This is a genomic window from Streptomyces sp. Ag82_O1-12 (assembly GCF_900182715.1).
GTDB lineage: Bacteria > Actinomycetota > Actinomycetes > Streptomycetales > Streptomycetaceae > Streptomyces > Streptomyces massasporeus.
In genome coordinates, this window is sequence record NZ_FXUW01000001.1 from 3426091 (window position 1) to 3439626 (window position 13536).

The following is a 13536-nucleotide window of genomic DNA, read 5'->3' on the forward strand; positions in this document are numbered from 1 at the left end:
GACCGGCCGAACTGTCTTTCGGCCGGTCAGTGTATGCAGACCGTTCCGTGGCGCCTTCGTTGGCCGTGCGGCATGCCGCCCCCTGCCCCCCGTAGGCGGTGAACGTGTGCTCAGCGGCCCTGGTAGTGGGCCGCCTTGGAGCGGGCCGAGCCGAGCTTTCCGTAGAGCTTGCGTCCCGGGCACTCGGTCTTGAAGCCGTCCCGGTGCCCCGAGATCACGTTCAGTCGTACCTTTTTACCTTTTCGGTAGAGATTGCTGCCGGCCGACGTCAGGTAGGTCTTCCCCTTCGGATTCACCCGGTACAGCCCCAGCTTCCACGCGGTCAGCCGGGCGACGGCCTTGACCGCGGACTTCGACGGCTTGGTGGCGCCGTACGACCCGAGGACGGCGATCCCCATGCTGTTGCTGTTGAAACCCAGGGTGTGCGCGCCGAGGACCGGTTTCGCCACGCCCCCGGCGCGGCCCTCGTAGATCTTTCCGCACTTGTCGATGAGGAAGTTGTAGCCGATGTCCCGCCAGCCCATGCTCTTGACGTGGTAGCGGTAGATACTGCGGATGAGTGACGGGGCCTGCGAGCAGCGGTAGTTGTTGCCGCTGGCCGTGTGGTGCACGAAGGCCGCCTTGACCTTCTTCGTGTAGCGGAAGCCGCTCTCCCGCAACCCCTCGTTCGCGCCCCAGCCGCGCCGCGTGACGATACCCGGGCGCGGACCGACGTACGGCTTGGCCTGCAGCTGCCGCTCCGTCAGCTCGCCGGCGTTGAGAGCGAGGTACTCCTGCTCGGTCTCGGTACGGCTCAGGGCCGCGATCTCGGTGGCGCCGAAGGGGGCGAGGTCGGCGTTGACGGCGGAGGCCTCGGCGACGGCGGAGGTCTCGGTGAGGGCCGAGGTCTCGGCGTTCGCGCCGCCGGCGGCGCGGGGCTCCTCCTCGTCGCCGGAGGATGTGCCGTCGTCCTCGCCGGGGTCGACGAGTTCGAGTCGCAGGCCCGAGGGCAGCGGCGGCGCGGCGGGGAGGTTGCGGGTGCCCGAGGTGTCTCCGGCGGAGTCGGCCACCGAGTCGTCGGACTCGGAGCGGACCCGCAGTTCCACGCCGTCGGAGTCCCCGACCCACAGCGGGGCGGTGGCACCGCGGACGCGGCCCGAGGCCCTCTCGGGGGTGCCCGGGTCGGCGGCGTGGTCGGCGTTGTGGGTCTCCACGTCCTGCCAGCCCGACCAGGTGCCGGTTCCGGCGGTGCGGGTGCGGACCTGGACGCGGCCGTGCAGTTCGGCGTCCGGGTCGTCCCAGACGACGCCGACGAGGGAGAAGTGGCGTACGTCCCGGCGGGGCAGGCCCTGTTCGGTGGCGGGGGCGGAGGGGGTGGCGCGGTCGCGGGTGAGTGGTTCGAGGGGGAGGGACTGGGTGCTGCCGGCGGCGGACGGCTCCGCGGCGCGCCGGTCGGACGGGGTCGTGGCCGGGGTCCCCGCACGGGGCGCGGGTCTCGCGGCTTCCGCGGCCGGCACCGGTCTCGCCGTCGCCGCGAGGGCGGGAGGGGTGAGGGGGAGGGCCAGAGCGGCCGCACAGGTGACACCGATCGAGGAAGCAAGGAATCCACGCATGCCCCTGATCTTGGACATAGTCGTACAAGTCTGTCTATTTGGGAGTTGACGGGCCGTCGGTCGGGGTTCCGCCGAACCGGTGGCGGATTCGGGGCGCCGCGGCGGGCGGGCCGTTGGGCGGGGGCCCGTGCGTTGCGTACGCTTGCGCGGTGAACGCCACCGATCGCACCCCTGCCGACCTGCTGGGTTCCGCGCTCGCCGCGGATCCGGGACGCCCCCTGGTGACCTTCTACGACGACGCCACGGGCGAACGCGTCGAACTGTCCGTGGCCACCTTCGCCAATTGGGTGGCCAAGACCGCGAATCTCCTCCAGGACGAGCTGTCCGTCGAGCCCGGGGACCGGGTGGCACTGCTGCTGCCCGCGCACTGGCAGACGGCGGTGTGGCTGCTGGCGTGTGCGTCGGTGGGAGTCGTCGCGGACGTGTCCGGGGACGCCCGGGGAGCCGACGTCGTGGTGAGCGGGCCGGACCGGCTGGAGGAGGCCCGGGCGTGCTCCGGCGCGCGGATCGCGATGGCGCTGCGGCCTCTGGGAGGGCGGTTCCCGCAGGCACCCGAGGGCTTCGTCGACTACGCGGTGGAGGTGCCGGGGCAGGGCGACCGTTTCGTGCCGTACGCACCCGTGGATCCGGAGGGGCCCGCGCTGATCGTGGCCGGGCGGGAGTTCAGCGGGGCCGAGGTGGTCGAGCGGGCCCGGGCGGAGTCGACGGCGCTGGGGCTGACCGGGCCCGGGTCGCGGATCCTCTCCGGGCTGCCGTACGACACGTGGGACGGGCTGCACGCGGGTCTGTACGGGCCGCTGGCCACCGGGGGTTCCGTGGTGCTGTGCCGGCATCTGGACCAGGCCGGGGACGGGGTGCTGGACAAGCGGGTGGAGAGCGAGCGGGTCACGACGATCGCCCGCGGCGCAACGGGCCGGTAGGCGAGCGAGCGGGTCAACGGGCCGGTAGGCGAGCGAGCGGGTCACGACGATCGCCCGCGGCGCGGCAGGCCGCGGGGTGAGCCGGAGCCCCTCGTTCGCCCGCGGCGCAACGGGCCACCAGAGGAGCGAGCCGGCACCACGACCACCCTCACCCGCGACGCAGCCAGCACCGCACGATCCGCCACACACCAGGCGCCGGACGACTCGCCACACAGCAGGCGGCACGAGCCGCCACGCAGCAGGCACCGCACAAGCCGGGCGTCCACTCCCCCGTTCGGCCCATCCCCACCCACCCCCCGCCCTCCATCCGCGCCATGGTCGTAGGAGCAGTGCGCGCGGGGCGTTCCTACGTCAGGAGGGGTGGTTGCTGCCGTGGGCTACAGGGTCGGTCCTGGCAGGGGTGCGTCCGCCAGCGGGCGGGGGCTGGTGCGGCGGCGCCGGCGGCGGTGGGTGCGGATCACGGCGTTCGGGGCCACGACCCTGCTGGTGGCGGCCGGCGGGGTCGGCTGGGCCGTCTACGCCAAGCTCAGCGGGAACATCACCCCCGACGAGGCCGCCGCCGCCGAGCTCGCGAAGTACGACAAGGAGCGGCCCACCTCCCTGGTCAAGGACGCGCGGAACATCCTGCTGATCGGGTCGGACTCGCGCGAGGGGCGCGACAACGCCCGCTACGGGCGGGACTCCGGCACCGAGCGGTCCGACACCACGATCCTGCTGCACCTGTCCGCGGGCCGGGGCAGCGCCACCGCCGTCTCCCTGCCCCGGGACCTGATGGTGAACCTGCCGGGCTGCCGCCGCCCGGACGGCTCCCGCAGCGCGCCCCGGTTCGCCATGTTCAACCAGGCCTTCCAGCTGGGCGGTTCGGCCTGCACCATCCGAACCGTGGAGAAGCTGACCGACATCCGCGTCGACCATCACGTCGTCGTCGACTTCCACGGCTTCAAGGAGATGGTCGACGCGGTCGACGGTGTGGAGGTGTGCCTGCGGGAGCCGATCGACGACCGGGCCGCCAAGCTGCGGCTGCCCGCCGGGCGCGTGACGCTGAACGGCGAGCAGGCCCTCGGTTACGTCCGCGCCCGCAAGACCCTCGGCGACGGCAGTGACACCGAGCGGATGGAACGGCAGCAGCGATTCCTCGGGGCGCTCGTCAACAAGGTGCGCAGCAATGACGTCCTGCTGAATCCGGTGAAGCTGTATCCCGTACTGGATGCCGCGACGTCGTCTCTCACCACCGACCCGAAACTGGCCAGCTTGCGTGGTTTGTACGAACTCGTGCGCGGCCTGCGCGACATCCCCATGGAACAAGTGCAATTCCTGACCGTCCCCCGGGAGTCGTATGCGTACGACGCCAATCGCGACCAACTCGTGGAGCCCGCGGCGGAGAGGCTCTTCGAGCGGCTGCGGACGGACACTCCGGTGGTCGTCGAGGGGGGCGGCCTGCGACGTCACGCCCCGCTGAGGCTTCCCGACACGCGTGACGGGTCGTACGGGGATTCGTTTCCGGGTCCTTATCGCGGGCCCGCCGTCACCGTTTCTCCTCCACCGACGTTTCGGGGGAACACGGCAGCCGAGGACACCTGCGAGTAAAGCGGGCACCAAGGCCACTCCAAGGCAATGCGCTCCTCACCCGGGAAATGGGCGAATTGCCCAGGTGTAGGGACGTGGAATGTGTCACCGTCGTGGCTCGGCGCGGAATGGGGCGGTTAGTGTGAGCGATCCGGTGCGCCCGGCTCTGAGGGACGGTCCTGAGGTCGCGCACTGTGTGACCGAGACCCGAGCGCCTTGGAGGGGAAGGCGCCGCGTGCCCCGACGGAGGAATCAGGCAACCGTGGACGCGCAAGGCCGTGGGCGGGCGGACGACGTCGATCCCGCAGATCAGTGGGTGCTCAACCCGGACACCGGCGACTACGAACTGCGACTGGGGCCTTCCGCACCGCAGTCGGGCGTCCCCGGGCCTCGCAGGCGGCGTTCCTCCGAGGCGGCCCCGCCGGCGCGCGGCCGCAGGGAGGCGCCCGGCCGGTCACGGCCCGAGACGCCCGGCCGTGCGGTGCCGCCGCCCCGCCGGCGCCGCGGAGCACCGGAGGAGCCGCTGCCGGGACGGCGTGGACGGCGCCCGGCGAAGAAGGCCTCGAAGAGCAAGAAGGTCCTGCTGTGGACCGGCGGCACGATGGCGTTCGTGCTGGTCGCCGGTGCGGGCGCCGCGTACTTCTACATCGAGCACCTCAACGACAACATCGCGTCCGTCTCCGACGACGGCGCGAGCACCGGTGGCTTCCAGAAGGACAAGGCCATCAACATCCTGCTGATCGGCACCGACAAGCGCACCGGCAAGGGCAACGGCAGCTACGGCGACGCGGGCAGTGTCGGGCACGCCGACACCACGATCCTGCTGCACGTCTCCAAGGACCGTTCGAACGCGACCGCGCTGAGCATCCCGCGTGACCTGATCACCGACGTGCCGGACTGCCCGACCACCCAGGAGGACGGCACGCAGAAGGTCATCCCGGGCACGCAGCAGGTCCGCTTCAACACGAGCCTCGGCCAGGACGGCCGTACGCCCAGCTGCACCATGCGGACCGTGACCGAGCTGACCGGAGTCAAGCCGGACAACTTCATGGTCGCTGACTTCAACGCGGTCAAGACGCTGACCAGCGCGGTCGGCGGGGTCGAGGTCTGTGTCGGCAAGGACCTCGACGACCCGGACTCGCACCTGAAGCTGTCCAAGGGCACCCACACCATCGAAGGCGAGCAGGCCCTGGCCTTCGTCCGCACCCGGCACGCCGTCGGCTTCGGCGGCGACCTGAGCCGGATCGGGCTGCAGCAGCAGTTCCTGAGCGCGCTGATGCGCAAGCTGAAGTCCAACGACACCCTCACCAGCCCGTCGAAGATGCTCGACCTGGCCGAGGCGGGCACCAAGGCGCTGACCGTGGACTCGCAGCTGGACAGCATCGGCAAGCTGAAGGACCTCGGCCTGGAGCTGGGCAAGCTCAACACCAAGAACCTGACGTTCACCACCGTTCCGGTCATCGACAACCCGACCGAGAAGGTGAAGGCCACGGTCGTGCTGAACGAGTCGACGGCCCCGCAGGTCTTCGACATGATCAAGAACGACGTCTCCTTCACCGCCGTCAAGGAGCAGAAGAAGAAGGAGGCCGCCGCGGTCGCCGCCCGGCTGAAGGGCACCAAGGCCCCTGCCTCCGAGGTGCGGGTGCGGATCCTCAACGGCGGTGCCGTCGCCGGCAGCGCGCAGGAGACGCTGAGCTGGCTGCAGAACGAGGAGGGCGTGACCAAGTCGGAGAACGCCGGCAACGCGCCCGCCTCGCTGGCGAAGACCACCCTCGAGTACGCGCCGGACCAGGCCGACCAGGCTCGCCGGCTCGCCGACCTCATGGGCCTGCCCGGGTCCGCGATGAAGCCGGGCGAGAGCGTGACCAACGACCAGGGGCTGCCCGCGATGACGCTCACCCTCGGCAAGGACTTCGAGGGGGCGGGGGTCTCCCTCACCACACCTTCAAAGGCACCGGAGGGCGTGCAGAAGTCCACCGCCGACAAGGTGGAGTGCGCCAAGTGACGTGAATTTCCTTCGCGTTCGCCGAACTTCCTTCAAACAAATGGGCGGGATTGCCCAGTTGTGAGAACGTGCAATTTCTCACCCACGTCGCTTGACACCGAAGTGTGCGGATAGTGTGTGCGATCCAGTGCTCTCACCCATGAGCTCCGTCCTGGGGGCGTGCACTGCTTGACCAGCACCGTGCGTCTTCCGGGGGAGGGCGCCGCGTGGCCCGACGGAGGAATCAGGCAACCGTGGACGCGCAAGGCCGTGGGCGGGCGGACGACATCGACCCCGCAGACCAGTGGGTACTCAACCCGAACACCGGCGAATACGAGCTGCGACTGGCCCCTTCCGCAGCGCAGTCGTCCGTTCCCGGCCCCCGTGGTTCCGGTGGCCGCGGCCCGGCCGGAAGAGCCGGCGCGGCCCGTACCGGCCGGACCGCCCCCGCCCGCCGTTCCGGTGCGGCGGCACCCGACGACCATGCCCCTTCCCCGCGCAGGCGCACCGGTGCACCGGCCGAGGCGGCCGCGGGGCGCCGCGGGCGCCGTCCGGCGCCGAAGAAGGGGAAGGGCAAGAAGGTCCTGATCTGGACCGGCGGCTCCCTGGCCTTCGTGCTCGTCGGGACGAGCGCGGCCGCGTACCTCTACTACGAGCACCTCAACAACAACATCACGTCCGTGTCCGACGACGGCGCCGGCACCGGCGGGTTCAGCAAGGACCGCGCCATCAACATCCTGCTGATCGGCACGGACAAGCGCACCGGCAAGGGCAACGAGGGCTACGGCGACAAGAACAGCGCCGGGCACGCGGACACCACGCTCGTCCTGCACGTGTCCAAGGACCGGTCGAACGCCACGGTGCTGAGCATCCCGCGCGACCTCATCACCGACATCCCGGACTGTCCGACGACGCAGGAGGACGGCTCGGAGAAGGTCATCCCGGGCAAGCAGCGCACCCGCTTCAACAACAGCCTCGGGCAGGAGGACCGGACGCCGAGCTGCACCATGCGCACGATCACCGAGCTGACCGGGCTGAAGATGGACCACTTCATGGTGGCCGACTTCAACGCGGTCAAGACGCTGACCAGCGCGGTGGGCGGAGTCGACGTCTGCCTGGCCAAGGACATCAAGGACCCCGACTCCAAACTCGACCTGCCCAAGGGCGAGCACACGATCGAGGGCGAGGAGGCCCTGGCCTTCGTCCGCACGCGGCACTCCGTGGGCTTCGGCGGCGACCTGAGCCGGATCGAGCTGCAACAGCAGTTCCTGGGCTCGATGATGCGCAAGCTCAAGTCCAACGACACCCTCACCAGCCCGCCGAAGATGATCAAGCTGGCGGAGGCGGGCACCAAGGCGCTGACCGTCGACTCGCAGATCAGCACGATCAAGAAGCTGGCCGATCTCGGGGCGGAGCTGGGCAAGTTCGACACGAAGAACCTCACGTTCGCCACCGTCCCCGTCGTCGACAACCCGGCGGAGAAGATCAAGGCCACGGTGGTTCTGAAGGAGCCTCAGGCCCAGCAACTGTTCGCGATGGTCCGGGAGGACGTGTCGCTGACCGAGGTGAAGCAGGAGAAGAAGAAGGAGAAGGCCGCCGAGGCCGCCCGGCTGAAGGGCACCAAGGCCCCTGCCTCCGAGGTGCGGGTGCGCATCCTCAACGGCGGTGCCGTCGCCGGCAGCGCCCAGGAGACCCTCAGCTGGCTGCAGGTCCAAAAAGGCGTGACCAAGTCCGAGAACGCGGGCAACGCCGAGCAGCCGCTGGCGAAGACCACGCTGGAGTACGCGCCCGACCAGGCGGACCAGGCACGCCGGCTCGCCGACATCATGGGCCTGTCCGGGGCCGCGCTCAAGCCGGGCGAGAGCGTGACCAACTCCCAGGGCGTCCCCGCGATGACGCTGACCCTGGGCAAGGACTTCGAGGGTGCGGGCGTGCCGCTCACGACTCCGGAGAAGGTGCCGGAGGACGTGCAGAAGGCCACGGCCGACAAGGTCGAGTGCGCGAAGTGACCTGAGCGTCCCGTTCTGCGTCTAACAGGTGGACGGAACATGCCCGGACGAATGGGCCGGGCGTACATCCGACCGGGCATGTCAGTGGTCCAACCAGGAGCGGGGACGACCGTACTCCGGCGGAGCGGCGGGGGAACCCGTGGTCCGGACGGACACGGGTCACCCGTGATCCGAACACGACGCGGGGCGGTCCCGGCGGTCGGCCGTAGGGGTGGGAGGCAGGGGTATGGCGCAGAGTGACGTGCGCGGCGGCAGCACACGGCGCGATTCAGGCGGCCTGGCCCAGGACGAGCGTCCGGGGACGGCGGCGCCCGCCGGGGGCGGGAGCGAGGGGGGCGGGGGCGGACCCGGCCGGCGGCATGGCCGGCGGCGCGGCGGTGGCCGCCGGATATTGCGCTGGTCCGCCATCGTGCTGTCGGTCCTGATACTCGGGACGGCCGGCGCCGGATACCTCTACTACCGCCATCTCAACGGCAACATCGACAAGGGCAAGCGCAACGCCGGCGAGTCCGACGTCAAGAAGACCGGGCCCAACGCGGACGGCCAGACCCCGCTCAACATCCTGCTGATCGGTTCCGACAGCCGGAACTCCGCGGAGAACGTCAAGCTCGGCGGCGGCAGGGACAACGTCGGCAGCAAGCCCCTGGCGGACGTGCAGATGCTCCTGCACGTCTCGGCGGACCGCGAGAGCGCGTCCGTGGTGAGCATCCCGCGGGACACCCGGGTGGACATCCCGAAGTGCGTCGACCCCGACACCGGCGACACCTACCCGGCCAAGAACACGATCATCAACGAGACGCTCCAGCGCGGCGGCCCGGGCTGCACCCTGGCCACCTGGCAGAACCTGACCGGCGTGTACATCGACCACTGGATGATGGTCGACTTCGCCGGAGTGGTGGACATGGCCGACGCCATCGGCGGCGTCCCGGTCTGCGTCAACCAGAACGTGTGGGACCGGCCGCTGCCCGGCCAGCGCGGCGGCTCGGGGCTGAAGATGAAGGCCGGCACGCACAAGGTGCAGGGCAAGCAGGCGTTGCAGTGGCTGCGCACCCGTCATGCCTGGGGCAGTGACCCGCTGCGCGCCAAGGCGCAGCACATGTACATGAACGCGATGATCCGGACGCTCAAGCAGCAGAACGTCTTCACCGACACCGGCCGTCTGATGGGCCTGGCCGAGTCGGGCACCAAGGCGCTGAAGGTGTCCGAGGAGATCGGCACGGTCAAGGAGCTGTACGACGTCGGCATGCAGCTGAAGTCCGTCCCGACCAACCGCATCACGATGACGACGATGCCGTGGATCGAGGACCCCCTGGACCGCAACCACCTCGTGCCCAAGCCCGAGGACGCCGACACGATGTGGGCGATGCTCCGCGACGACGTCTCCTTCGACAAGGCCGGGAAGGCACGCGCGGCCGCGGCCTCGGGTCCGTCCCCGGCGTCGGTGAAGGCCACGGGACCCGCCGCCGCGCCGGCCGCGGGGCTGTCGGTCTCCGTCGTCAACGGGACGGCCAGTGACGAGCAGGCCGCCGTTCCGCAGCGGGCCGCCGCGATCGTGGCCGCGCTGCAGCAGGAGGGCTTCACCCGGGCCGTCGCCTCCGGACAGCAGGACCCGCACGCCCGGACCCAGGTGACCTACCCGAAGAGCACCGGGGAGCAGGGCCGGGCCAACGCGCTGTCGGTGGCGAAGGCGGTCGGTATCCCGAGCGGCCAGGTGCGGGCCACGGACGACGTGACCACCACGCTGACCATCGGCAGCGACTGGCGGGAGGGCACGACCTACCCGAAGCAGAAGGCTCCCGAGGCGGGCGACCTGCCCGACTCCGCGGACGCGCTGAGCGCGGACAAGAAGGAGTGCATGGACGTGTACGGGCCCTACCGGTGGTGACGACGTCCGCTGCATGAAGCGGGGCCCGCCGTCCTCCCGGACGGCGGGCCCCTTCTTCTTGTCCGCGGGCGGGTCAGCGGCGCAGTGCCTCCGCCGGCTGGATGCGGCTGGCGCGCCAGGCCGGGTAGAGGCCGGCGAGCACACCGGTGGCGAGGCCGATCAGGGGTGCGGTCACCACCGTCGCCGGATGGATGACCGGTGTCCACTCGCGGTGGACGGCCATGGCGACGACGGTCACCGTGCCGAGGCTCGTGCCGACCAGGCCGCCGAGCGCGCCGAGCGCCCCCGACTCGGCCAGGAACTGGACGGTGATGTGCCGGCCCCGGGCGCCGAGCGCGCGGCGCAGGCCGATCTCCCCGGTGCGCTCCAGCACGGCGACGAGCGTGGTGTTGGCGATGCCGACCGCGCCGATGACGAGGCAGATCCCGGCCAGCAGCATGAAGAGCTGGTCGAGGTCGGACGTGACGCTGCCGCGCAGGGTCTTCGGGTCGGGCGGGGGCACGACCTTGAAGTGGTCGGGGTGGGCGGGGTCGAGGGCGAGGGCCGCCTCGGAGGCGATCTGCCGGGCGGCACCGAGGTCGGTGGAGATGAGCATCTTGGCCCGCTCGCCGCTCTGGGGCCCGCCCCAGATCTCCTCGGCGGTGGTGCGCGGCACCACGACCGACAGCAGCAGGTCGGCCTTGCGCTGCACGTCGTCGACGATGCCGATGACCGTGAAGGCCCGGTCCCCGACGAAGACGGCCGGGGCGGTCTCCAGGGTGGAGATGCCCAGCCGGGAGGCGAGACCCGAGCCGATCACGGCGACGCTCTCCCCGTGCCGGTCGTGGTAGGAGTCGAAGGTCCGGCCCTGCGCCAGGCTCGGCTCGGCCGCCGCGAGGACTCCGGGTGAGGCGGCGACGACCTGCGCCTCCTCCCCCGTCGCGCCGGAGGCCGGGGGCACGGCGCCGACGGTGGTGCCGGGCGCCAGCCGCACGGGCCAGTACACCCCGGCCTCGCGGACACCGCCCAGCGCTCCGATGCGGCGGTCCGCGTCCGCCGGGAAGGCGTTGGCGAGGAACTCGGGCTGCTCGCCGCCGGTGTCCTCCACGGTCACCTCGGTGGCGGTCAGTTCGTTGAAGCGGGAGTCGATCTGCGACGACGTGGTCGCCGTCAGTCCGAGGACCGCGACGAACGTGCCGACGCCGAGCACCGTGCCGAGCGCCGTCAGCGCGGAGCGGGCGGGCCGCTGAAGGATGCCGGCGACGGACTCCGCCAGCAGGTCCCGCGGGCTGAACCGGGAGCGCTCGCCCCGGGGGACGCGCCGCGCGGCCGGCGTACGGCCCGGCCGGGTGAGGGTGCCGAGCTTCTTGAGGACCGGCATCAGACTCCCACCTGCTCCGTCAGCACCCCGTCCCGGATGGCGACGGTGCGCCGGCCGCGCGCGGCGACGTCCGGGGCGTGCGTGATCACGACGAGGGTGATGCCGTCCGTGTGCAGTTCGTCGAGGAGGGCCAGGACCGACTCCGCCGTCTGTGTGTCGAGGTTGCCGGTCGGTTCGTCGCACAGCAGCAGCGACGGGCGGGCGACCAGGGCCCGGGCGATGGCGACGCGCTGGCGCTCACCGCCGGACAGCCGGGTGGGCAGCGCGTCGGTGCGGTGGCCGAGGCCCACCCGGTGCAGGGCCTCGCGGGCGCGTTCCCTGCGGCCGCGGCGGGCGCCGCCGTTGTAGACCATGGCCAGTTCGACGTTCTCCAGCGCGGAGCGGTGCGGCAGCAGATGGAAGCTCTGGAACACGAACCCGATGCGCCGCCCGCGCAGTCCGGTGCGTTCGCCGTCGGCGAGGGGCCCGGTGTCGATGCCGTCGAGGAGGTACCGGCCCTCGGTGGGCGCGTCCAGCAGTCCCGCGATGTTGAGGAACGTCGACTTGCCGGATCCGGAGGGGCCCACGACCGTGACGTAGTCGCCCTGCCGCACCGTCAGGTCGCAGGGCCGCAGGGCCGGTACGGGCGGTGGCCCGGGGTACGTCAGCCCCACCCCGCGGAACTCGATGACCGGCGGCGCGCCGGCCGTGCTCACTTGGCGGTCCCGTCGCCCGCCGCGGGCCGGACCCCCACGACGACCTTGTCGCCGGCGTCGAGCCGGGCGCCGCCCACCGGGGTCACCGCGGTGTAGCCGTCGCCGGAGGTGCCGGGCCGTACCTCCACGCGCCGCCGCTCGCCGGAGGCGTCCAGCACGGTGACGGTGGTGCGCGCGTCGGCGCCGGCGGACAGCGCGGAGACCGGGACGACGAGCACCTCGCCGTCGGAGGAGCCGGCTTCGACGGTGAGCCGTACGTCCTGGCCGGCCAGGCGGGCCGGCAGGGCGGAGTCGGGCTTGACGGTGACCGCGTAGCCCTGCCCGGCGGGTGCCGCCGCGGCGGCGGTGTCGTCGCCGTCGGCCTCGGGGACGGTGGGGGTGTCGGCGACCGTGCCGACGGTGCCGGTGAGTTCCTGGCCGTAGACCTCGGAGAGCACCTTGACCTTCTGGCCGGGGCGGACGAGGTCCTTCTCCTGGGCGCCGAGGAAGCCGGTGACGACCAGCCGGCCGGCGGAGACGGTGGCGAGCTTCTCGCCCGCGGCCGTGCCGACCTTGGCGGTCATGCTGTCGACGCGGGCGGGGAAGCCGGAGAGGAAGACGACCTCGGAGGCGGGCACCATCGGGCCCGACACGGCCTCGGCCTCGGCCAGTGCGGCCTTCGCCTCGGTGAGGTCCTCGCGGGCGTAGCGGACCTCGTCGGCGTCGGCCTTGTCGCCGAGCAGGCCGTCGAGGGCGCGCTGGGCGCTCTTCACCTCGGCGCGGGCGCCCTTCAGCGGGTCGGCGCCGTCCTTGCCGCCGCCGGCGGCGACGGGTTCGTAGCCGATGGCGGCGTACAGCGCGGCGACGGCCTGCTTGGTGCCGGGGCCGTAGGTGCCGGTGGTGTCGGCGCCGGTGCCGTGGCCGAGATCGCGCAGTGCCTTCTGGAGCTGGCGGACGTCGTCGCCGCGGGAGCCGGGCTTGAGGTCGCGGTAGACGGGCAGTTCGCCGCGCAGGGCGAAGACCGGGCGGCCGGAGACCTCGACGAGGACGCGACCGCCGCGGAAGGTCTGGCCGGAGCGCACCATGATCTTGGTGACGACGGGCCGGGCGACGTCCTCGGCGGCGGTGCCGGCGGGGGCGATGTCCACCGTCTGGGAGGAGGAGACCGTGCCCCGGGTGACGACCGTGTCGGCGAGGACGCGGCGCTCGACGGGCGCGGTGAGGACGTCGGGAGCGGGTGGCCGGGCCTCGGCCGCGGCCTGCGCCGGCGACTTCACGTATGCCGACGTCCACAGTGCGGCGCCCACGAGCACGACCGAACCCACGGCCAGCGCGGTCAGCGACCGCCTGCGCCGGGTCAGGCCGGAGCTCTCCCCCTGCTTCGACAACTGACACTCCCCCAACAGCGGACGACATGGGGCGGATTGGCGCCTTCACGCCGTCCGACCAGCACCTTCACATCGTCATGGTCACGCCGAGATGACCATTTTCGTTCGGTCAAAGTCAAGTTATCTGTTCTCAAAGTCACTTGACGACCATTTATTTC

Annotated in this window: 9 protein-coding genes; 5 read left to right on the top strand and 4 right to left on the bottom strand. The window is 71.6% G+C overall.

The features are described 5' to 3' along the window. Window positions 1–110 precede the first annotated feature (110 nt). Entirely contained in the window at window positions 111–1592 is a 1482-nt protein-coding gene (locus tag QOL88_RS15580; RefSeq protein WP_097223011.1) for a peptidoglycan recognition protein family protein, read from the bottom strand. 149 nt (window positions 1593–1741) lie between these two features. Here QOL88_RS15580 and QOL88_RS15585 point away from each other — a divergent pair, with 149 nt between their 5' ends. From QOL88_RS15585 to QOL88_RS15605, 5 genes are all read left to right on the top strand, one after another. Then, window positions 1742–2512: a TIGR03089 family protein gene (locus QOL88_RS15585; protein WP_097217006.1), complete on the top strand. Its 771-nt coding sequence runs from the start codon at window positions 1742–1744 to the stop codon at window positions 2510–2512. 372 nt (window positions 2513–2884) lie between these two features. Further along, window positions 2885–4099, top strand: a complete 1215-nt coding sequence (locus tag QOL88_RS15590) for an LCP family protein (RefSeq protein WP_257027782.1) — start codon at window positions 2885–2887, stop codon at window positions 4097–4099. Window positions 4100–4340: 241 nt separating this feature from the next. Beyond that, entirely contained in the window at window positions 4341–6083 is a 1743-nt protein-coding gene (locus QOL88_RS15595; protein ID WP_097217008.1) for an LCP family protein, read from the top strand. A 233-nt stretch (window positions 6084–6316) separates the two neighbouring features. Next, complete coding sequence (locus QOL88_RS15600; RefSeq protein ID WP_097217009.1) at window positions 6317–8071, top strand: LCP family protein; 1755 nt, start codon at window positions 6317–6319, stop codon at window positions 8069–8071. A gap of 226 nt (window positions 8072–8297) precedes the next feature. After that, window positions 8298–9956, top strand: a complete 1659-nt coding sequence (locus QOL88_RS15605; RefSeq protein WP_097217010.1) for an LCP family protein — start codon at window positions 8298–8300, stop codon at window positions 9954–9956. Window positions 9957–10029: 73 nt separating this feature from the next. Here the strand turns inward: QOL88_RS15605 and QOL88_RS15610 are convergent, their stop codons facing one another. Genes QOL88_RS15610 through QOL88_RS15620 form a run of 3 tightly spaced genes read right to left on the bottom strand, consistent with a single transcriptional unit; the run spans window position 10030 to window position 13378 of the window. Further along, the gene (locus QOL88_RS15610; protein WP_097217011.1) at window positions 10030–11316 is read right to left on the bottom strand and encodes an ABC transporter permease; all 1287 of its coding nucleotides are present in this window, start codon (window positions 11314–11316) and stop codon (window positions 10030–10032) included. After that, window positions 11316–12011, bottom strand: coding sequence for an ABC transporter ATP-binding protein (locus QOL88_RS15615; RefSeq protein WP_097217012.1), 696 nt, complete (start codon window positions 12009–12011; stop codon window positions 11316–11318). Before QOL88_RS15615 ends, QOL88_RS15610 begins: the two co-directional genes overlap by 1 nt. Continuing rightward, a complete protein-coding gene (locus QOL88_RS15620) occupies window positions 12008–13378 on the bottom strand; it encodes a peptidoglycan-binding protein (protein WP_257027783.1) in 1371 nt (456 codons plus the stop codon). Before QOL88_RS15620 ends, QOL88_RS15615 begins: the two co-directional genes overlap by 4 nt. Between the last annotated feature and the right edge of the window lie 158 nt (window positions 13379–13536).